General features: G+C 67.7%; 19 protein-coding genes and 1 pseudogene. 8 read left to right on the forward strand and 12 right to left on the reverse strand.

Annotated features, from left to right (window positions below; all coding sequences use genetic code 11):
* Positions 1-7 precede the first annotated feature (7 nt).
* The 3 genes from CA2_RS01545 to CA2_RS01555 all read left to right on the forward strand — a co-directional run bounded on the left by CA2_RS01545 (position 8) and on the right by CA2_RS01555 (position 2264).
* Positions 8-925, forward strand: coding sequence for a LysR family transcriptional regulator (locus CA2_RS01545; protein WP_042411915.1), 918 nt, complete (start codon positions 8-10; stop codon positions 923-925).
* Between the two features lie 116 nt (positions 926-1041).
* Positions 1042-1662, forward strand: coding sequence for a hypothetical protein (locus CA2_RS01550; RefSeq protein ID WP_042411917.1), 621 nt, complete (start codon positions 1042-1044; stop codon positions 1660-1662).
* Between the two features lie 65 nt (positions 1663-1727).
* Positions 1728-2264: a hypothetical protein gene (locus tag CA2_RS01555; RefSeq protein ID WP_052369789.1), complete on the forward strand. Its 537-nt coding sequence runs from the start codon at positions 1728-1730 to the stop codon at positions 2262-2264.
* Positions 2265-2277: 13 nt separating this feature from the next.
* On the opposite strand, the gene CA2_RS01560 is transcribed toward CA2_RS01555, so the two are convergent.
* From CA2_RS01560 to CA2_RS01575, 4 genes are all read right to left on the reverse strand, one after another.
* Entirely contained in the window at positions 2278-3054 is a 777-nt protein-coding gene (locus tag CA2_RS01560; RefSeq protein WP_042411920.1) for an ABC transporter ATP-binding protein, read from the reverse strand.
* Entirely contained in the window at positions 3051-3812 is a 762-nt protein-coding gene (locus CA2_RS01565; protein ID WP_042411922.1) for an ABC transporter ATP-binding protein, read from the reverse strand. Before CA2_RS01565 ends, CA2_RS01560 begins: the two co-directional genes overlap by 4 nt.
* Positions 3809-5704 carry an ABC transporter permease gene (locus tag CA2_RS01570; RefSeq protein ID WP_042411924.1) on the reverse strand — a complete coding sequence of 632 codons (1896 nt, stop codon included), beginning with the start codon at positions 5702-5704 and terminating at the stop codon, positions 3809-3811. Before CA2_RS01570 ends, CA2_RS01565 begins: the two co-directional genes overlap by 4 nt.
* A 93-nt stretch (positions 5705-5797) precedes the next feature.
* A complete protein-coding gene (locus CA2_RS01575) occupies positions 5798-6997 on the reverse strand; it encodes an ABC transporter substrate-binding protein (protein WP_042411926.1) in 1200 nt (399 codons plus the stop codon).
* A 367-nt stretch (positions 6998-7364) separates the two neighbouring features.
* On the opposite strand from CA2_RS01575, the gene CA2_RS01580 reads away from it, so the two are divergent.
* The 3 genes from CA2_RS01580 (at position 7365) to CA2_RS01590 (ending at position 9938) form a co-directional block, all read left to right on the forward strand.
* Positions 7365-8135, forward strand: coding sequence for a ferredoxin--NADP reductase (locus tag CA2_RS01580; protein WP_042411928.1), 771 nt, complete (start codon positions 7365-7367; stop codon positions 8133-8135).
* Positions 8136-8239: 104 nt separating this feature from the next.
* The gene (locus CA2_RS01585) at positions 8240-9043 is read left to right on the forward strand and encodes an IclR family transcriptional regulator (protein ID WP_042411930.1); all 804 of its coding nucleotides are present in this window, start codon (positions 8240-8242) and stop codon (positions 9041-9043) included.
* A gap of 121 nt (positions 9044-9164) precedes the next feature.
* On the forward strand, positions 9165-9938 hold the full coding sequence (locus CA2_RS01590; protein WP_042411932.1) for an SDR family oxidoreductase: 774 nt from the start codon (positions 9165-9167) through the stop codon (positions 9936-9938).
* 175 nt (positions 9939-10113) lie between these two features.
* On the opposite strand, the gene CA2_RS01595 is transcribed toward CA2_RS01590, so the two are convergent.
* The 5 genes from CA2_RS01595 to CA2_RS01615 all read right to left on the reverse strand — a co-directional run bounded on the left by CA2_RS01595 (position 10114) and on the right by CA2_RS01615 (position 14749).
* A complete protein-coding gene (locus CA2_RS01595) occupies positions 10114-11283 on the reverse strand; it encodes an ABC transporter substrate-binding protein (protein WP_042411934.1) in 1170 nt (389 codons plus the stop codon).
* 181 nt (positions 11284-11464) lie between these two features.
* The gene (locus CA2_RS01600; protein ID WP_042411936.1) at positions 11465-12172 is read right to left on the reverse strand and encodes an ABC transporter ATP-binding protein; all 708 of its coding nucleotides are present in this window, start codon (positions 12170-12172) and stop codon (positions 11465-11467) included.
* Positions 12159-12923: an ABC transporter ATP-binding protein gene (locus tag CA2_RS01605; RefSeq protein WP_042411937.1), complete on the reverse strand. Its 765-nt coding sequence runs from the start codon at positions 12921-12923 to the stop codon at positions 12159-12161. Before CA2_RS01605 ends, CA2_RS01600 begins: the two co-directional genes overlap by 14 nt.
* Positions 12910-13884, reverse strand: a complete 975-nt coding sequence (locus CA2_RS01610; RefSeq protein WP_042411938.1) for a branched-chain amino acid ABC transporter permease — start codon at positions 13882-13884, stop codon at positions 12910-12912. Before CA2_RS01610 ends, CA2_RS01605 begins: the two co-directional genes overlap by 14 nt.
* A 1-nt stretch (position 13885) precedes the next feature.
* A complete protein-coding gene (locus CA2_RS01615) occupies positions 13886-14749 on the reverse strand; it encodes a branched-chain amino acid ABC transporter permease (RefSeq protein WP_042411940.1) in 864 nt (287 codons plus the stop codon).
* Between the two features lie 297 nt (positions 14750-15046).
* On the opposite strand from CA2_RS01615, the gene CA2_RS01620 reads away from it, so the two are divergent.
* Positions 15047-15388, forward strand: a complete 342-nt coding sequence (locus CA2_RS01620; RefSeq protein WP_042411941.1) for a YqcC family protein — start codon at positions 15047-15049, stop codon at positions 15386-15388.
* 74 nt (positions 15389-15462) lie between these two features.
* Here the strand turns inward: CA2_RS01620 and garD are convergent.
* Positions 15463-15918: pseudogene (gene garD / locus CA2_RS17415) on the reverse strand (galactarate dehydratase); the annotation flags it as partial.
* Between the two features lie 20 nt (positions 15919-15938).
* Positions 15939-16838 (reverse strand): YihY/virulence factor BrkB family protein, encoded by a 900-nt coding sequence (locus CA2_RS01635; RefSeq protein ID WP_042412130.1) that lies wholly within the window; start codon positions 16836-16838, stop codon positions 15939-15941.
* Between the two features lie 270 nt (positions 16839-17108).
* Between CA2_RS01635 and scpC the strand changes: the two genes are divergently transcribed.
* Positions 17109-18671, forward strand: a complete 1563-nt coding sequence (scpC, locus tag CA2_RS01640) for a succinyl-CoA:acetate CoA-transferase ScpC (protein WP_042411947.1) — start codon at positions 17109-17111, stop codon at positions 18669-18671.
* A gap of 72 nt (positions 18672-18743) precedes the next feature.
* On the opposite strand, the gene CA2_RS01645 is transcribed toward scpC, so the two are convergent.
* Entirely contained in the window at positions 18744-19439 is a 696-nt protein-coding gene (locus tag CA2_RS01645; protein ID WP_042411949.1) for an LrgB family protein, read from the reverse strand.
* Position 19440: the final 1 nt, after the last annotated feature.

The following is a 19440-nucleotide window of genomic DNA, read 5'->3' on the forward strand; positions in this document are numbered from 1 at the left end:
ACGAACAATGAATCCCTTGGAGCGCATGCGCATCTTCACGCGGGTGGCCGAGCTGGCCAGCTTCACCCAGGCCGCCGACACCCTGGGCCTGCCCAAGGCCAGCACTTCCACGGCCGTGCAGCAGCTCGAAACCCAGCTGGGCACCCGCCTGCTGCACCGCACGACCCGGCGCGTGCAGCTCACCCAAGACGGCCAGGCCTATTACGAACGCTGCAAGGACCTGCTGGCCGACCTGGACGAGCTGCAGGCCATGTTCCAGCACCGCGAGGGCGGCCTGCAGGGCCGGGTGCGCATCGACATGTCCACCGGCATGGCGCGCAACGTGGTCGTGCCGCGCCTGCCCGAGCTGCTGGCGCGCCACCCCGCGCTGGAGCTGGAGCTGAGCAGCAACGAGCGCCGCGTGGACCTGGTGCGCGAGGGCTTTGACTGCGTACTGCGCACCGGCGCGGTGGTGGATGCCAGCCTCGTCGCCCGCCCGCTGGGCCAGGCGCGGCAGGTCAACTGCGTGAGCCCCGGCTACCTGCGCCAGCACGGCACCCCGCAGTCGCTGGACGATCTGGGGCACCACCGGCTGGTGCACTTCGTCAACACCCTGGGCGCACGCGCCACCGGCTTCGAAGCCGTGGTGAACGGCGCGCTGCTGGTCCTGCCCATGCCGGGCGCCATCACCGTGAACAATGCCGAGGCCTACATGGCCAGCTGCCTGGCCGGGCTGGGCATCATCCAGGTGCCGCGCCTGGGTGTGGTCGACCTGCTGGCGCGCGGTGAACTCGTGGAAGTGCTACCGCAGCACACCGCCCCGCCCATGCCGCTCACGCTGATGTACGCCACGCACCGCCACCTGCCGCGCCGGGTGCGGGTGGTCATGGACTGGCTGGCTGCGGTGGTGGCCGAGCACCTGGCGGCCGAGGCGGCGGCCGGCTGAAGGTTGCGCAAAGGCAACAAAGCGGCAGATACACGCCCGGCTGTCGCCGGCGGCGCCGCACTTTGTAACAAAGCTCCTACACTCCCGCGGCCCCTGGTCTTCTCGCTTGCTTCACCATGCCCTCCCATTCGGCTTCCTGGCTTGCCAGCACCGCCCGTGCCTTGCTCCTGGCCTCCTGTGGTCTTTTCCTCGGCGGCTGTGCCTCCGTCTATGTGGACACCGCGACCCGCGACGTCCCGGCCGCAGACATCCAGCCCCCCGCGGCGCCGGTCCCCGCCCGGTTCACGTTCGAGTTCCAGACCCAGGGGGCGCCCAATGCCCAGGCCACCCAGTTGCTGGCCGCGCAGGTGCGCGCCCAGGTGGCGGCCAGCGGCCTGTTCCAGGAACTGCGCGACACGGCCGGTGACGGCGGCTGGCTGCAGGTCACGCTCAACAACGTGCCCATCACCAAGGACGCGGCCCAGCAGGGTTTTGTGACCGGACTGACCTTCGGCCTTGCGGGCTCCGCCGTGACCGACGGCTACATCTGCACGGTGAGCTACTTGCCGCCCGCAGGCGGTGCGGCCGTGGTGGCCTCGGCCCGCCACGCCATCCACACCACCCTGGGCAATGCCTCGGCCCCGGCTGAAGCGGTCAAGGCGCAGAACATGGAAGACGCCGTGCGCACCATGGTCCGCCAGGTGCTGGCCCATGCCTTGCGCGACCTTTCGCGCGAACCGCGCTTCCAGCAACCCTGATGCGTGCACCCGCGCCTGGGTCACTGTCCATGCATTGCGCCACCCGGCGCTTCGCCCTCGCCGGCATGCTGCTCACCACCGGCTGCGCCCAGATCACCATGGTCCCGCCCCAGCCCTCCATGGAAAACACCCAGGCGCTGCGCGGCAGCCCGCTCGCGCCCGCCCAGGTGGGTGTCTTCACGCTGGAGGCCGGCAAGCCGGCGGTCATGGACCGCCGCCACGCCCTGCGCGGTACCAACTCGGTGCAATCGCCCATCCAGGGCTCCTTTGCCCAGTACCTGCGGGAAAGCCTGGTGGTCGAACTCGATGCCGCCGGCCTGTTGCGCCCCGGTGCGCAGACCGTGATCACGGGCACGCTGCTCCACAGCACCGTCGATCCGGCCATGGGCACGGGCACGGCCTCGCTGCAAGCCCGGTTTGTGGTGACGCGCAGCGGGCAGCAGCGTTACGCCAAGGAACTGGGCGCCCACGCCGAATGGGAGTCGTCCTTCCTGGCCGCGGTGGCGGTCCCGCTTGCGGCGGCCCACTACCAAGGCCTGTACCGCCAGCTGGTGGGCCAGCTCGTCAGCGACCCGGACTTCCGCCGCGCCCTCGCGCCGTGACAGCGCCCGCCGCCTAGACCCCCAGGTACTGCTGGCGCACGGCGGCATCGCCCGCCAGCGCCGCCATGGCCCCAGACCAGACGATCTGCCCCTTCTCCAGCACATAGGCGCGGTCGGCCACAGCCTGGGCGAAGGGCAGGTTCTGCTCGGACAGCAGGATGCCGATGCCCGCCTGCTTGAGCTGCAGGATGGTGCGCGCCATCTGCTCCACGATCAACGGGGCTACGCCTTCCGAGGGTTCATCGAGCAGCACCACATAGGGCTGCCCCATCAGCGTGCGCGCCACGGTCAGCATTTGCTGCTCGCCACCGCTCATGCGGCCGCCCAGGCGATCGGGCATTTCGCCCAGGTTCGGGAACAGTGCAAACAACTTTTCAGGCGTCCAGTGCGGCACCGCCGTCCCGTCGGGCCAGGTGCGCGGCGGCTGGCGGCCGACTTCCAGGTTTTCCAGCACCGTCAGCTCGGTGAAGATGCGCCGGTCCTCGGGCACATAGCCCAGGCCACGCTGGGCGATCTGGTGCGCGGCCTTGCGCGCCAGGTCCTCGCCCCTGAAAAGAATTTTTCCTTCGCGGCGCGACACCAGGGCGGCAATGCTTTTGAGCGTGGTGGATTTGCCCGCGCCATTGCGCCCCATCAGCGCCACGACCTCGCCGCGCCCGACCTGCACCGACACGCCGTGCAGGATGTGCGCGGCGCCGTACCAGGCGTGCAGGCCGTCGACCTGCAGCAAGGGTGTTTGAGGCTGTTCACGCCCGTCCTGCTTGCCCATGCTGCTCTCTATTTCCATCATTTCTGTGCCTCCAGCACCCAGCCCGTGCCCAGGTAGGCCTGCTGCACCCGCGCATCGTCGCGGATGGCCTGCGGCGTGCCTTCGGCCAGCAGCTGGCCGCGCACCAGCACGGCCACGCGGTCGGCCAGGCCAAAGACCACGTCCATGCTGTGTTCGGTGAACAGCACACCCATCTGCCGCGCCCGGGCCAGGTCGCGCGTCAGCTGCATCAGCGCCACGCGCTCGCCCGGCGCCATGCCGGCCGTGGGTTCGTCCATCAGCAGCAGCTGCGGGTCGTGGGCCAGCGCCAGCGCCAGCTCCACGCGCTTCACGTCGCCATAGGCCAGTTCGCTGCAGGGCCGGTCGGCCTGCGCCGCCATGCCCACTTGCTCCAGCAGGGTCAGCGCATCGTCCCGGCGGTGGGCGGCGGCGCGCGGCCACCAGCGGAAGGTGCGCCGGTCGTGCGACAGCAGGGCCAGCTGCACGTTCTCGACCACGCTGAACGAGGCAAAGGTCTGCGCGATCTGGAAGGTCCGCCCCACGCCCCGTCGCCAGATGGCGCGCGGCGCCAGCCCGGCGATGTCCTGGCCGCGCAGCAGCACGCGGCCACGGTCGGGCACCAGTTGCCCACCGACCATGTTGAATGTGGTGCTCTTGCCCGCGCCGTTCGGCCCGATCAGGGCCAGCATCTCGCCGGCCTGCAGCGCCAGGGACACGCCCTGCACGGCCTGCACGCCACCAAAGGATTTGCTCAGTTGTTCGACCTGCAGCAGTGTCATGCCCCACCTCCGCGCCGCGCCAGCCGGCGCCCCAGCCACTGCGCCGATCCGGCCAGCCCCTGCGGGAACAGCAGCACCAGCAGCAGCATGATGGCGCCCATCAGCGCGCGCCAGTAATCGGTGTTGCGCGCCACCGTGTCGTGCAGCCAGGTGAAGGCCGCCGAGCCGACCACCGGCCCCGCCAGGGTCTGGACCCCGCCCAGCAGCACCATGACCAGCGCATCCACGCTGCGGGTCACGCCCAGGCTGTCGGGGGCCACGCTGCCCTTGGAAAACACGAACAGCGCCCCGGCCACGCCCGCAAAGCCCGCGGCCACCACCAGGGCCGTCCACTGGATGCGGCGCACGTCCAGGCCAATCGCATCGGCGCGCACGGCGGAATCGCGCGCGGCGCGCAGTGCATAGCCCAGGGGCGCAAACAGCAGGCGGCGCAGCAGGTACAGGCCCGCGGCGCAGACGGCCAGCGCCAGCCAGTAGAAGGCCACGCCTTGGTCGGCCCAGGCCGAGGGCCAGACCCCGGTCAGGCCGTTGCTGCCGCCGGTGACCGCATCCCACTGGAACACGATGGCCCAGGTGATCTGCGCAAACGCCAGGGTCAGCATGGTCAGGTAGACACCCGACAGGCGCACGCAGAACCAGCCATACAGCAGGGCACCGGCCACGGCGGCCAGGGGGCCCAGCAGCAGGGCCACTTCCATGGGCAGATCCAGCGCCCGCACGGCCAGGGCCGCCCCATAGGCCCCCAGGCCGAAGTACGCCGCATGGCCGAACGAGTGCAGCCCACCCGGGCCCAGGATGCAGTGCAGGCTGGCCGCAAACAGCGCGGCGATCAGCATGTCGGTCAGCAGCACGGTGGCATAGCTGTCCTGGCCGGCGGCCAGCGGCAGCAGCACCAGGCCCAGCAGCAGCACAGCCCAGGCGGTGCGGCCGGCGCCCCCGGCGGGGCGCAGCGGCTGCTCGGGCGTGCCTGCCACGCGTGCCGGGGCCTGGGGCCGGCCCAGCAGGCCCCAGGGGCGCCAGATCAGCACGGCGGCCATGACCAGGAATTCCACCACCAGCGTCAGCTTGGAGAACGACACCGTCACCCCCAGCACCTCCTGCACGCCCAACCAGATGCACACGGCCTTGATCTGCGCAATCAGCAGCGCGGCGATGAAGGCACCCGGGATGCTGCCCATGCCGCCCACCACCACCACCACGAAAGCGGCGCCGATGGTGGTCATGTCCATCTCCAGGCTGGCCGGCTCGCGCGGCAGCTGCAGCGCACCGGCCAGGCCCGCCAGCAGCGTGCCCAGGGCGAACACCGCCGTGAACAGCCAGGCCTGGTTCACGCCCAGCGCGCCGACCATCTCGCGGTCCTGCGTGGCTGCGCGCACCAGGATGCCGAAGCGCGTGCGCGTCAGCAGCAGGGTCAGGCCCAGCAGCACCAGCGGGCCAACGGCGATCAGCAGCAGGTCATAGGTGGGAAAGCTGCGGCCCAGGATGTCGACTGCGCCCTCGAAGCCCGCGGCGCGCGGACCGAACAGCTCCTCCGGCCCCCACAGCCACAGGGCCGCGTCCTTGATGACCAGCACCAGCGCAAACGTGGCCAGCAGTTGGAACAGCTCGGGCGCCTGGTAGATGCGGCGCAGCAGCAGCATTTCGGTCAGCGCGCCCAGCACGCCGCAGACCAGCGGCGCCAGCAGCAGCGCCGGCCAGAAGCCCAGGCTCGGCGCCAGGGTCTCGACGCTGGTGAACGCCAGGTAGGCGCCCAGCATGAAGAACGAGCCGTGCGCGAAATTGATGGTGCGCGTGACCCCGAAGATCAGCGACAGCCCCACGGACACCAGGAACAGCGACGACGCGCTGGCCAGCCCGTTGAGCAATTGGGCCAGCAGGCCAGATGCGCTCATGCGGCAATGCTCCTCAAACTCAGGATTGCTGTGTGGCAGGTGTGAAAAAGCCACCCGGGCGCCCAGGCCCGGGTGGCTGTTCGCCCCGGTGGCTTATTGTGCGCTGGCGGGACGCAGCTTTTTGACCTCGGCGTCCGAAGGCTGGTAGTCCTTGCCATCGGCATAGTAGAAGTCCACCATCACGCCACGCTGCAGCTCCTTGCTGTAGGTGGTCTTGCCCACGTAGGCGCCCATGGTGGACTGGTGGTCCTGCGGGCGGTAGGTGATGGGGCCCCAGGGCGTGTCCACGTGCAGCCCCTGGAAGGCGCGAATCAGGGCCTCGGTGTCGGTGCTGCCGGCCTTGCGGATGCCCGCGGCCAGCGACTGGATGGCGTTATAGCCGACGATGGTACCCAGGCGCGGATAGTCCTTGTACGCGGTCTGGTAGGCCTTCAGGAAGGCATCGTGCGCCGGGGTCTTGATGGCGTACCAAGGGTAGCCGGTGACGATCCAGCCCTCGGGCGCTTCCTGGCGCAGCGCATCCAGGTACTCGGGCTCGCCCGACAGCAGGCCCACCACCTGGCGGCCCTTGAACAGGCCACGGGTGTTGCCTTCGCGCACGAACTTGCCCAGGTCCACCGAGAACAGTACGTTGAAGATGGCATCGGGCTTGGCATCGGCCAGCGCCTGCACCACCGCGCCGGCGTCAATCTTGCCCAGCGGGGGCGCCTGCTCGGCGACGAACTCGATGTCCGGCTGGGCCTGCTGCATCAGCTGCTTGAAGGTGGCCACGGCCGACTGGCCGTACTCGTAGTTGGGGTAGACGATGGCCCAGCGCTTCTTGTTCAGCTTCTTGGCCTCCTGCACCAGCATCGCCGTCTGCATGTAGGTCGAGCCGCGCAGGCGGTAGGTGTAGCGGTTGCCATTGGCCCACACCACCTTGTCAGTCAGGGTTTCGGAGGCCAGGAAGAAGCGCTTCTTCTGCCCGGCGTAGTCGGTCAGCGCCATGCCCACGTGCGACAGGAAGGAGCCGGTCAGCACGTCGATCTTTTCACGCGTGTACAGCTCTTCGGCGGCGCGCACGGCGTCGCCGGGGTTGCCGTTGTCATCGCGCACCACCAGCTCCACCTTCTTGCCCAGCAGCCCGCCCGCGGCGTTGATCTCCTGCACCGCCAGGTCCATGCCCTTCTTGTAGGGCTCGAGGAAGGCCGGCATGGCCTTGTAGCTGTTGACCTCCCCAATCTTGAGCACCCCCTGCGCCCAGGCAGGAACAGCGGCCAAGGCCATCAAGGGCAACGCCCAGCGCTTTTGCATATGTCGTCCTCCACGGCGCCACCCGGTGCAGCTCTGCGCGTCTGCTGACGGATGCCACCAATTAATACTCAAATTGAGTATTTATGACCAAAAAAAAGTGCCGCCACGGCGTGCACGGGCATTTATGCTAATTCCGAGCATTAATCCTTGTCAACCCAGACAGGCAGGTGCTTATTACTAATCCATATCAAATCTAGGACGGCAACCGCACCCGTGGGACCGCATTTCTCGGACAATAGCGGTCTACCTTATAAGAAGCCGGCCCGCTATACCCGCTGTGCATATGCGCAGCACCCAAGGTTCGCCACCTGGCTGCTAACGCTCGGGCAGGCTGTGCCCATTTTTGCTTTACCCGTCTTTTGTCATCATGAGTGCTTTCCTCGAAGAACGCGTCCTGTCCGTGCACCACTGGACCGACCGCCTGTTTTCCTTCACCACCACCCGCGACACGTCGCTGCGCTTTTCCAACGGCCACTTCACCATGATCGGCCTGAAGGTCGACGGCAAGAATCTGTTGCGCGCCTACTCCATCGCCAGCCCCAACTACGAGGAGCACCTGGAGTTCCTGTCGATCAAGGTCGAGGACGGCCCCCTGACCTCGCGCCTGCAGCACATCCAGGTCGGTGACACCATCATCGTCGGCAAGAAGCCCACGGGCACGCTGCTGATCGACTACCTGCTGCCCGGCAAGAACCTGTACCTGATCGGCACCGGCACCGGCCTGGCGCCCTGGCTGGCCGTGGCGCGCGACCCCGAGACCTACGAGAAGTTCGACAACGTGGTCGTGGTGCACGGCGTGCGCGAGGTCAAGGAACTGGCCTACCAGGAGATGTTCGAGCAACTGCCCGAGCATGAATTCCTGGGCGAGATCGTCAAGGGCAAGCTGCACTACTACCCCACCGTGACGCGCGAGCCCTTCCGCAACCAGGGCCGCATCACCGACCTGATCAACAACAACGTCTTCCCGCAGAACCTGGGCCTGCCCGCGCTGAACCCCGAGACCGACCGCGTCATGCTCTGCGGCAGCCCCGCCATGCTGGCCGATCTGAAGCACATGATGGAAGTGCGCGGCTTCAAGGAAGGCAACACCACCACGCCCGGCGACTTCGTGATCGAACGCGCCTTCGTCGAGAAGTAATCCCGCTCTCTCTGCCCAAGGCCCGCCGCGGTTCGCCGCGGCGGGCCTTTTTGTTGGCGAAAGCCCTGTGGCGCCGCGCGCCGGGGGTTTCCATAATCCAGGGCATGCCTGCCCTTCGCGACCCGGCCCTGCCCGCCGCCCCCGACCGCAACTACATCACCGCCCTGGCACGCGGCCTGGAGGTGCTGTCGTGCTTTCGTTCCGGCGAGAAACTGCTGGGCAACCAGGACATCGCGCGCCGCTGCGGGCTGCCCAAGTCCACGGTCTCGCGCCTGACGCACACGCTGACCGCGCTGGGCTACCTGATCCACGTGCCCGAAGAAGGCAAGTACCGCCTGGGCACGGCCACGCTGGCCCTGGGCAGCGCCATGCTGTCGGGGCTGGATGTGCGCAAGATCGCACGGCCGCTGATGCAAAAGCTGTGCGACCTGACGCAGGCCGAGGTGGCCCTGGCCGCGCGCGACCGGCACAGCATGGTCTACATCGAACACTGCCCCAGCCCGCTGCCCATGGACTCGGACCTGGACATCGGCACGCGCCTGCCGCTGGGCACCACGGCCGTGGGCCGCGCCTGGCTGGCGGCCTGTCCGGTGAAGGAACGCCTGCAGGCGCTGGATTACCTGCAGGCCCATGCGCCCGAGCAGTGGGCCGCCGTCCAGCCCCTGGCGGCACAGTGGCCGCAGCACCAGGAGCGCCCCCACCCCTGGCTGACCACCTCCTTCGGCGACTGGCTGCCGCACGTCAACGCCATCGCCCTGGCCTTCTCGCCGGGCCGTGGTCTGCCGCTGATGGCCATCAGCTGCGGCGGCCCGGCGCGGCTGATTTCTGCCGACCTGCTGATGTCCCGCGCCCGGCCCGAGCTGGAGCGCATGGTGCGCCGCCTGCAGCAGGCCATCTACCAGGCCTAGCGCTGCGCCGGCGACAGTTACCGAGACGACAGCGCCGCCGCGCCGCCTCTCCTAGGATGTTTGCTGGAGCGTTCCGCGCTGCGGCCCCTCCAGTCCACACCAACAAGCAAGGAGACACGGCATGAGCGTCCGACAACTGTTCAACCTGGCCGGCAAGACCGCGCTGATCACCGGGGGCTCGCGCGGCCTGGGCCTGCAGATGGCCGAGGCCCTGGGCGAGATGGGGGCCCGCCTGGCCATCACGGCGCGCAAGGCCGACGAGCTGGCCGCCGCCAAGGCCCACCTCGAAGGCCTGGGCATCCAGGTCGCCACCTTCACCAACGACCTGCAGCAGTTCGACGCCATTCCGGCGCTGGTCGATGCCGTGCTGGCCGAGCTGGGCACCATCGACATCCTGGTGAACAACGCCGGCGCCACCTGGGGCGCCAAGGCCGAGGACTACCCCGACGCAGCCTGGCACAAGGTCATGAACCTCAACGTCTCCGCGCCCTTCTTCCTGACGCGCGAGGTGGCCAAGCGCGTGATGATTCCCAAGGGCCAGGGCAACGTCATCATCACGGCCTCGGTGGCGGCCTTCAAGGGCACGCCACCGGGCATGCACACCGTGGCCTACAACACCTCCAAGGCCGCCGCCGTGCACCTGGCGCGCACCCTGGCGTCCGAGTGGGGGCCGTACGGCATCCGCGTGAACGCCATCTGCCCGGGCTTTTTCCCCAGCAAGCTGGCCAACGGCCTGATCGACCAGCTGGGCGACCAGTTGATCGCGCGGGCACCGCTGCGCCGCATCGGCGGCGAGGAGGACCTGAAGGGCGCGGCCGTCTACCTGGCCTCGGACGCCTCGCGCCACATGACCGGCCAGGCCCTGGTGCTGGACGGCGGCGCCAGCCTGATCTGATTGAAATTAGGAGCAGTTAGCGCTTACCATTCAACGATTTCAGACACAAAACACTTTGAAATCATGGTGGGACAAGCGCAAACTGCTCTTCTTAATGAATATTCCATGGTCGTGATGGCCCAACAAAAAGCGCACCGAGGTGCGCTTTTTGTTGGGGTGTGACCGACCCGTCGGTTTATTTCTTGTCGGTGCTGATCACGGTGATCTTGCCGTCCTGCACCGCCCCACCGCGCTCGCGGGTCAGGGTGCCGCCCTTGTCGTCCACGCCCAGCACGCCGCCGGGGTTCACCTGGGGCGACAGCGCCTTGTAGCCCGCATCCAGCTTGGCGTGGATGGCCTTGGCATCGGTGGCCGAGCCGGCCAGCTGCATGGCCTTGGCCGTAGCGTGCACGGCGGTGTAGTTCCACAGGGCCTCGGAGCCGGGCACGCGGCCCGCGAACTTCTGGCCGAAGCGCGCGATGAAGGCTTGGTTGTCGGGCGAGGGGTCGGCCGACACGGGCAGCACGCCGATGGCGCCTTCCAGCACCTCCAGGCCGCCGACGACGCGCGCCATCTCATCCAGCTTGGCCTGGTCCATGACCAGAAAGCCACCCTTGAAACCCAGCTCGCGCGCCTGCTTGACGACCAGGGCCGTGGGCTCGGAGGCCCCGCCGACAAACAGCACATCGGGCTTGGCCGCCAGCGCCTTGCTGACGCCGCTGTAGAAGTCGGTGGCGCGGTTGTAGCTCATGGGGTTCTCGGCCACCACGCTGCCGCCCAGCTTTTCCCAGCCGGGCTTGAAGGCCGCGGCCCAGGCCTTGGCGTAGTCGTGGTCCGCTCCCACCATGGCCACCTTCTTGCCGTAGCGCTGCATCAGGTAGCTGGAGAAGGGCTCGATGTAGGTGGTGAACTCCGGCGGAATGCGCAGCGTCAGCTTGTTGCCGCGGTTGGTGATCTGCGGCACCGAGCTATAGGCCAGCACGATGAAGTTGCTGCGCTCGTTGGTGGTCTGCACCGCGAAGATGCCGCCGGAATGCGGCACCAGGATGGCCGCCGTCTTGTGCTGCTGCACCAGGCGCTGGGCGTTGATGGCGGTCTCCGACGGGTTGTACTTGTCGTCCAGCGGCACGATCTCGAACTTCACCTTCTTGCCGCCCACCTCCAGGTTGGCGGCATTGAGTTCGTCGGCCGCCAGCAGCATGCCGTCCAGCGCATTCTTGCCGTACTGCGCGGCACCGCCCGACAGCGGCCCCGAGTAACCGATCTTGACCACGTCCTGCGCCATCGCCGGCGCAGCCCAGGTGGCCGCACAGGCCAGGGCCAGCCCGGTCAGCTGGCGGCGATTGAGTCGAGAAAATGCACGCATGGTTGTCTCCTTGTGTGTGGTGTGTCTTGCGTTGCGGAACCAGAACTGCGCACCTCGGCGCAGTGAAAATCACTCACTTTCGCGGGGGACATCGCGCCGGGGCCGCCCCGCAGCGCTGGTGTCGTCCCCCTTGGGCGGGCCCCACCAGAGCGGGGGAAGGCACCCAGCGCCTCAGGGGGGGTCATGCCCCGATGTACGCCTTGCGGATCGAGTCATCGGCCAGTAGCGCCGCGGGCGCGCCTTCGCGCACGATGCGGCCGTTTTCCAGCACGTAGGCGCGGTGGGCGATCTTCAGCGCCGCAAACGCGTTCTGCTCGGCCAGCAGCACCGTGGTGCCGGCTGCATTGATGCGCTGTATGACCTCGAACATCTGCTTGATCACCAGCGGCGCCAGGCCCAGCGAGGGTTCGTCCAGCAGCAGCACCCGGGGGCGGCCCATCATGGCGCGGCCGATGGCCACCATCTGCTGCTGCCCGCCCGACAGCGAGCCGGCCGGGTCGTGCTGCTTGTCGCGCAGGATGGGGAACAGGGCGAACACCTCCTCCAGCGTCTGGCGGCTGGGGCTGGGGTCGCGGCGGTGCACGTAGGCGCCCAGCTCCAGGTTCTTGCGCACGCTCATCTGCGGGAACAGCTTGCGCCCCTCGGGGCACTGCACCACGCCGGACTGCACGATGGCCGAGGGCTTGCGGCCCACCAGTTCCTGGCCGTTCCAGGTGATAGAGCCGCCGGCGGCCTTGTGGATGCCGCTGGCCGTCAGGAACAGCGAGCTCTTGCCGGCGCCGTTGGCGCCCAGCAGCACCACCAGCTCGCCCTGGCCGGCATGCAGGCTGACCTGGTCCAGCGCCAGGAAACTGCCGTATTTCAGCGAGACGTTCTCAAACTTCAGCATGCTCGCTCCCCAGGTAGGCGTCGATCACCGCCGGGTTGCGGCGGATCTCGTCGGGCGTGCCTTCGGCGATCTTCTCGCCATAGCTCAGCACCAGGATCTTGTCGGCCAGGCTCATGATCATGCCCATCTTGTGTTCGATCAGCGCCACCGTCATGCCGTGCCGCACGAACTTGCGGATCAACTGGGCCAGGCCCTCGGTCTCCTCCGGGTTCACGCCGCCGGCCGGCTCGTCCAGCAGCAGCAATTGCGGGTCGGTGGCCAGCGCCAGCGCAAAGGCCACGCGCTTGCGCTCCTCCTGCGTGATGTCGCCCGCCAGGCGGTGGGCGATGTGCGACAGGCCGACGAAGTCCAGCGCATCGCGCGCCTTCTCGCGGCACACGCGCTCCTCCTCGCGCAGGCGGCTGGAGCCGCGCAGCACATCCCACAGCCCGGAGCGCGTGCGCAGGCGGTGGCCGACGATCAGGTTGTCCAGCACCGAGGCCTTGTCGAACAGCGACGTGGCCTGGAAGGTGCGCGCCACGCCCAGCTGCGCCACCTGGTCCGGGCGCAGCGAAGTCACATCGCACCCGTTGAAGGTGATGGTGCCGCTGGTGGGCTTGTGCATGGAGCTGATCAGGTTGAAGAACGTGGTCTTGCCAGCACCGTTGGGGCCGATGATGGCGTTGATCTTGCCGGCCTCGATCACGGTGCTGACGTCGTTGACCGCCGCCAGCCCGCCGAAGCGCTTGGTCAGGTGTTCAATCTTGAGCATGGGGCCGGCCCTCCTTGGCCGCACGGCGCGCGCGCCACGCCAGAAAACTGCCCACGATGCCGTGGGGCAGGAAGATGACCAGCGCCACCAGGATGGGGCCAAAGACGATGAAGCGGTACTCCTGCAGGAACTGCAGCGACTGCGTCAGCCACGGCATGCCGATGGCGCCCAGCAGCGGGCCCAGCACCGTGCCCAGGCCGCCGACGATCATGAAGATCATCATGTCGAAGGTGTGGTGCGTGCCGGCCAGGTCCGGGCCGATGAAGCGCACGAAGCCCGCGTACAGCCCGCCCGCCATGCCGGCGTAGAACACGCTGAGCATGAAGGCCAGGGTCTTGTTGCGCATCAGGTTGATGCCCAGCGCCTCGGCCAGCTCGTCGCTGTTGCGGATGGCGATGAAGGTGCGCCCCAGCAGCGACTTGACGATGCGGCGCATGGCCCAGACGGCCAGCACCAGAAAGCCCAGCGTGAGGTAGTACAGCGCCAGCGGGGACTCGAAGCTGATGGCGCCGATTGGCTCGGGCGCGGGGATGCCCATGATGCCCACCGTGCCGTGCGTCAGGCCCTCCCACTTCTCGATGATGAGGAACATGATGTAGCCCACGCACAGGGTGAAGATGGCAAAGAAGTGCCCCTTCAGCCGCAGCGACAGCAGGCCCACGCCATAGCCCAGCACCACGTTCACCACCCCCGCCATGGGGAAGGCGGCCCAGAAGCTCCAGCCATGGTCCACGGTCAGGATGCCCACGGTGTAGGCACCGACGGCCATGAAACCGGCATGCGCCAGGTTGAGCTGGCCGGTGTAGCCCGTGATCAGGTTCAGCCCCAGCGTGGCGATGGCGAAGATGTAGGCCGTGCTCATCACCGTCAGGTGGTAGTCGTTGCCCGCCACCCAGGGGAAGGCCAGGCTGGCTGCCAGCAGCAACCCCCAGGCCAGTTTGCTATCGATAAAAGATTGCATCTCAGCGCCCCCTCTTTGCAAACAGGCCCTCGGGGCGCATCGACAGGATCACCACCAGCAGCACGAAGGCGATGATGTCCTTGTAGTCGGTCGAGATGTAGTAGGCGCCGAAGCTCTCGGCAAAGCCGATGATCAGCCCGCCCACGATGGCACCGGGAATGCTGCCCATGCCGCCCAGGATGATGATCACGAAGGCCTTGGTGATCACCAGATGGCCCATGGCCGGGTAGACCAGGTTGATGGGCGCGTACAGCGTGGCCGCCACGGCCGCCAGCACGCCGGAGATGGCAAAGGTCAGCATGGCCACGCGCTGGGCGTCGATGCCGACGATGGAGGCCCCGTCGCGGTTCTGCGCCATGGCGATGATGGTCGAGCCCACCACCGTCCGCGTCAGGAACAGGTGCAGCGCCACCATCAGCGCAAAGGCCGCGGCAATGATCAGCAGGCGCTGGGCCGGCGCGGTCACGCCGCCCAGGTCGATGATGCTGGTGTAGGGCGTCTGCATGCGCTGGAAATCTGCGCCCCAGAGCGCCTGGGCCGCCGCCTCCAGGAACAGCAGCACGCCGATGGCGGCCACCATGGGGTGGATGCCCGAGGCGTTGCGCAGCGGCGTGAAGACCAGCCGCTCGCTGACCACGGCCATCGCCGCCACCACGCCTGCGGCCACCAGCATCGCCAGCCAGTAGCCCAGGCCCCAGGCGTTCATCGCATGGAAGGCGACGAAGGCACCGACCATGTAGAACGCACCGTGCGCGAAATTGGGCACGTGCAAGATGCCGTAGACCAGGGTCAGCCCCAGCGCCACCAGCCCGTAGATACCGCCCAATGTCAGGCCATTGAGCACTTGCTGCAAAAGAACGTCCATCACGCCCTCCTGCCCTGGTGGCCGTCGCGCACGCCTGCGCCAACGGCCGTGGTGTTGTTCTGCATCCCTGTCTCCTTGATCGGTTGGCAGCGATGGCCGGCACCCCGCTGTCAGTCCAGACTAGGGCCAGCTTTTGCAAATAAACAGTGGGAAATTCCGCTGTGCAGAACAATTCCGGGCAAACCCCGAAGGTTTGAAGGCCCGCGCAGTAACCTAGTTGACGCGGCCTGCGGGGAAACCTTATGAGGGCAACCACGGTGACCTGTCAGGGATTGGCGAAGCGGGGACAATGGCGCCATGAGCGATACATCCACCACCTTGCGCCACCACCTGCAGCAACTGGAAGCCGAACTGCGCGCGGCCGCCTTGTGGGGCGCGCAGCCGCCGTCGGAACAGGCACTGGCATCGACCATGCCCTTCATGTACGACACCCTGCAGATCGAGGAATGGCTGCAGTGGGTGTTCGTGCCGCGCCTGCATGCGCTGCTGGACGCCAACGCCCCCCTGCCGGGCAACTGCAGCGTGCACCCGCTGGCCGAGCACGAATGGAACAGCCGCTTTCCCCAAGGCCCCCACGCCACGGCCTTGCAGGTGTTGGCCCGGATCGATGCCACGCTGACCGTGGCCGCCGCGGGCTAGGCCACACCCGGGCATCCCCCCAAAAACAAAGCGCTGCCTCGGCAGCGCTTTTTGCAGGGTGCGGCGCCGTGCGCTCAGGTCACCGGCGCCGGGTTGAACAGCACCAGCTGGTTGGCCAGCTTCCACTGTTCGGCCCAGGTCTTCTTGCGACCACTGGCCACGTCCAGCATGAACTGGAACATCTCCCAGCCCACGTCGGCAATCGTCTTCTCGCCCGTGGCGATGGTGCCGGCATTGATGTCCATGAGGTCGTGCCAGCGGCGCGCCAGATCGTGGCGCGTGGCCACCTTGATCACCGGCACCTCGGCCAGGCCTTAGGGCGTGCCGCGGCCCGTGGTGAACACGTGCAGGTTCATGCCAGCCGCCAGCTGCAACGTGCCAAAGATGAAGTCGCTGGCCGGCGTGGCCGCATAGGTCAGGCCCTTGCGCTGCAGCTTCTCGCCGGGCGAGAGCACGCCCGTGATGGGGGCGCTGCCGCTCTTGACGATGGAGCCCATGGCCTTCTCGACGATGTTGGACAGGCCACCTGCACCGCTAAATGCACCCGGGCTCAGGGCGGCGCTGCAGAACTGAGGTCCAGCGCCTTGGCCACGCTGGCGGCCAGCAGCAGGATGGCGGACGTCACGTAAATCCACATCAGCACCACCACCAGCGACCCCGCCGCGCCATAGGCCGAGACCACGGCCGCCGTGGACAGGTACCAGGCCAGGGCCTGCTTGCTCAGCGTGAACAGCGCGGCCCCGACCACGGCGCCGCAGACCAGGTGGCGCAACGCCGGGCGGATCCCGGTACCCAGGCGCATCAGCCCCACGAACAGCACCGTGACCACGGCAAAGGACACGGCTTCGTTGAGCACGCTGATGAGCAGCCCCGGCGATGCCATGTCCAGCCAGGCGCCGGCCAGTTGGGTGAACAGCTTCAGCGCGGTGGACAACAGCATGGTCACCAGCAGCAAGAAGCCCAGCACCAGCACATAGGCCAGCCCGCGCAGGCGCAGCGTGGCCAGCTTCCACCAGACTTTGCGCGGTGGCGGGGCATCGCTGCGCCCATAGCGCCACAGCTTGTCCAGGGCGTTCTGCAGTTCCACAAACACACCGGTGGCGCCCGACAGCAGCAGCACAAAGGCCACCAGCGATGCCAGCCGCCCCTCGGCGGGCCGCTGCGCGCTGGCCATGGCCGCCTGCACCACGCTGGCGCCGCGTTCGCCCATCACGCCGTGCACCTGCTCCAGCAAGGTGCTTTCGACCACGCTGCGGTCCATCCACCAGCCCAGCAGGCCGACCACCAGCAAGACCAGCGGCGACAGGCTGAGCAGGCCATAGAAGGTCATGGCCGCGCTCATGCGCAGGCCGTCGGCATCCAGCCACAGCCGCACGGCGTCGATCAACGGGGTGAAGGGGCGCGCCAGTCGTGCCGCGCCAGCTATCCAGCGAGAAAGTGCAAAGGCCATGCCGGCGATTGTGACCGCCACCGTGGTCGGCCCCGTGTCAGCCCATGCCGTCGCCGCGCCCACGGGGTTGGCCTGCGCCGGTTTTTGGGGGCGCCCGGCGTGGACCAAAGCACGGCTGGCACCCTCTGCGCCACCCGCGTTTTCCCTGATCAACTACGCTGGCATTGGGCTGGGGCTTGTGTTTCACTGCGGGTTGCCACCTAAGGTGCAACCCGAAAAAAGACAACAAGGCGCACATGCAACGACAGTGCCGCCGTGGAGACCGCCCCTATGCACACGACTTTCACCCACGCTTCCCCCGCGGACCGCGTGCTGTGCCCCGCCCTGCGCGAACGCATCATGACGGCCGACCAGGCAGCCAGCCTGATCCAGTCCGGCATGACGCTGGGCATGAGCGGCTTCACGCCAGCCGGCGCCCCCAAGGCCGTGCCCCAGGCGCTGGCGCGCCGCATTGAAGAACAGAACGCGCAGGGCGGCAACTTCCGCATCAGCCTGTGGACGGGGGCCTCCACCTCGGCCGAGCTGGATGGCGCCCTGGCCAAGGTGCACGGCATCGAACGCCGCCTGCCCTACCAGTCCGACCCGACGGTGCGCAAGGAGATCAACGACGGCCGCATGCAGTACGTCGACATCCACCTCTCGCACGTGGCGCAGTACGTGTGGTTCGGTTTTCTGGGCCACCTGGACGTGGCGGTGATCGAGGTGGCGGGCATCCTGCCCGACGGGCGCCTGATCCCCTCGACCTCGGTGGGCAACAACAAGACCTGGCTGGAGCAGGCCGACAAGATCATCCTGGAAGTCAACAGCGCCCAGCCGGCCGAGCTGGAGGGCATGCACGACATCTACTACGGCGCCGCCGTACCGCCCAAGCGCAAGCCGATTCCCATGGAGCACCCGTTCGACCGGATTGGCGCCCCCTACCTGCACTGCGACCTGAGCAAGGTGATTGCCGTGGTGCCCACACAGCAGCGCGACAAGCTGGCCGGCTTCACGCCGCCCGATGCCGACTCGCAGCGCATTGCCCAGCACATCATTGACTTCCTGCAGCACGAGGTGCAAGTGGGCCGCCTGCCGCCCGAGTTGCTGCCCCTGCAGTCCGGTGTGGGCAACATCGCCAACGCCGTGCTGGCCGGCCTGAACCACGGCCCCTTCGACCACCTGAACGCCTACACCGAAGTGCTGCAGGACGGCATGCTGGACATGCTGGAATCCGGCAAGCTGGATACGGCCTCCACCACCTCACTGGCGCTCAGCCCCGCCGCCATGGAGCGCTTTCTGGCCAACATCGAGTACTACCGCCAGCGCATCATCCTGCGCCCGCAGGAAATCTCGAACCACCCCGAACTGATCCGCCGCATGGGTTTGATTTCGATGAACGCGCTGATCGAGGCCGACATGTACGGCAACGTCAACAGCACGCACGTGATGGGCTCGTCCATCATGAACGGCATCGGCGGCAGCGGCGACTTTGCGCGCAACGCCTACCTGTCCATCTTCATGACGCCGTCCATGGCCAAGGGCGGCAAGATCAGCTGCATCGTGCCCATGGTGTCCCACGTGGACCACACCGAGCACGATGTGCAGGTCATCGTCACCGAGCAGGGCCTGGCCGATCTGCGCGGTCTGGCGCCGGTGCAGCGCGCGCGCTTGATCATCGAGAAATGCGTGCACCCCGACTACCAGGCCGCGATGACCGACTACCTGGAACGCGCGCTGCGCGAGGCGCCGGGCAAGCACACGCCGCACCTGCTGGACGAAGCCTACGCCTGGCACCAGCGCTACCTGAAGACCGGCAGCATGCACGCGCCCGCCCCGATCCTGCGCGCCGCCTGAGTGGCAACGCCACGCAATTCAGCACCTCATTGGCTTCTAGCGCTTGCCCCATCAGCGCTAGAAGCTATATTTTTAGAAGAATATATTCCGCACCCAGGGCGCCGCCAGCACATTCACGGCGCCGGCAATCATCATCACCAGCGAGGCCACCACGGCCTGCACCTCGCCGAACTGGCGCGCCTTGGCCACACCGCTGCCGTGGGCCGCACCGCCGAAGATGGCCCCGGCCGCCAGCTTGCTGCGCACGCGCGGCAGCAGGCGCAGCACGGTCTCGCCCATCAGCATGCCGCTGACGCCGGTCAGCAGCACGAACAGCGCCGCCAGATCGGTGGGGCCGCCCAGCACCTTCTCGGCCTCGATGGCGAAGGGCGTGGTGACGGAGCGCACGGCCAGGCCCTTTTGCAGTGCTTCGGACAGGCCGAACAGATCGGCAAACGCGATGGTGGTGGCGATGGACACCGTGCTGGCCACCAGCACGCCGGTGGCGATCGACATCCAGTGCTTGCGCAGCAGCTGGCGGTGTTCGTGCAGCGGCAGCGCAAACGCCACCGTGGTCGGCCCCAGCAGCCACACCAGCCAGTGCGTCTGGGCGATGTACTGCGGGTAGCTGACCCGGGTCAGCAGGGCCAGGCCGATCAGCACCATGGGCGTGGCGACGATGGGCATCAGCAGCGGGTGCGGGTGCTGGCGGTACAGGCGCTTGTTGAACGCGTAGCAGGCCACGGTGGCCAGCAAGGACAGCACGCCGATGACTTCGTTCGACAGCATG

It is taken from the genome of Comamonas aquatica NBRC 14918 (assembly GCF_000739875.1).
GTDB classification, from domain to species: domain Bacteria; phylum Pseudomonadota; class Gammaproteobacteria; order Burkholderiales; family Burkholderiaceae_C; genus Comamonas; species Comamonas aquatica.

What these genes read in the sequence shown, in the direction of transcription:
- CA2_RS01635 (WP_042412130.1), bottom strand. Translation starts at nt 16,838, where the DNA reads ATGGCCTTTGCACTTTCTCGCTGGATAGCTGGCGCGGCACGACTGGCG.
- CA2_RS01555 (WP_052369789.1), top strand. Translation starts at nt 1,728, where the DNA reads ATGCTGCTCACCACCGGCTGCGCCCAGATCACCATGGTCCCGCCCCAG.
- CA2_RS01570 (WP_042411924.1), bottom strand. Translation starts at nt 5,704, where the DNA reads ATGAGCGCATCTGGCCTGCTGGCCCAATTGCTCAACGGGCTGGCCAGC.
- CA2_RS01580 (WP_042411928.1), top strand. Translation starts at nt 7,365, where the DNA reads ATGAGTGCTTTCCTCGAAGAACGCGTCCTGTCCGTGCACCACTGGACC.
- CA2_RS01620 (WP_042411941.1), top strand. Translation starts at nt 15,047, where the DNA reads ATGAGCGATACATCCACCACCTTGCGCCACCACCTGCAGCAACTGGAA.
- CA2_RS01590 (WP_042411932.1), top strand. Translation starts at nt 9,165, where the DNA reads ATGAGCGTCCGACAACTGTTCAACCTGGCCGGCAAGACCGCGCTGATC.
- CA2_RS01595 (WP_042411934.1), bottom strand. Translation starts at nt 11,283, where the DNA reads ATGCGTGCATTTTCTCGACTCAATCGCCGCCAGCTGACCGGGCTGGCC.
- CA2_RS01575 (WP_042411926.1), bottom strand. Translation starts at nt 6,997, where the DNA reads ATGCAAAAGCGCTGGGCGTTGCCCTTGATGGCCTTGGCCGCTGTTCCT.
- CA2_RS01585 (WP_042411930.1), top strand. Translation starts at nt 8,240, where the DNA reads ATGCCTGCCCTTCGCGACCCGGCCCTGCCCGCCGCCCCCGACCGCAAC.
- CA2_RS01565 (WP_042411922.1), bottom strand. Translation starts at nt 3,812, where the DNA reads ATGACACTGCTGCAGGTCGAACAACTGAGCAAATCCTTTGGTGGCGTG.
- CA2_RS01550 (WP_042411917.1), top strand. Translation starts at nt 1,042, where the DNA reads ATGCCCTCCCATTCGGCTTCCTGGCTTGCCAGCACCGCCCGTGCCTTG.
- CA2_RS01600 (WP_042411936.1), bottom strand. Translation starts at nt 12,172, where the DNA reads ATGCTGAAGTTTGAGAACGTCTCGCTGAAATACGGCAGTTTCCTGGCG.
- CA2_RS01545 (WP_042411915.1), top strand. Translation starts at nt 8, where the DNA reads ATGAATCCCTTGGAGCGCATGCGCATCTTCACGCGGGTGGCCGAGCTG.
- CA2_RS01605 (WP_042411937.1), bottom strand. Translation starts at nt 12,923, where the DNA reads ATGCTCAAGATTGAACACCTGACCAAGCGCTTCGGCGGGCTGGCGGCG.
- scpC (WP_042411947.1), top strand. Translation starts at nt 17,109, where the DNA reads ATGCACACGACTTTCACCCACGCTTCCCCCGCGGACCGCGTGCTGTGC.
- CA2_RS01560 (WP_042411920.1), bottom strand. Translation starts at nt 3,054, where the DNA reads ATGATGGAAATAGAGAGCAGCATGGGCAAGCAGGACGGGCGTGAACAG.
- CA2_RS01645 (WP_042411949.1), bottom strand. Translation starts at nt 19,439, where the DNA reads ATGCTGTCGAACGAAGTCATCGGCGTGCTGTCCTTGCTGGCCACCGTG.
- CA2_RS01615 (WP_042411940.1), bottom strand. Translation starts at nt 14,749, where the DNA reads ATGGACGTTCTTTTGCAGCAAGTGCTCAATGGCCTGACATTGGGCGGT.
- CA2_RS01610 (WP_042411938.1), bottom strand. Translation starts at nt 13,884, where the DNA reads ATGCAATCTTTTATCGATAGCAAACTGGCCTGGGGGTTGCTGCTGGCA.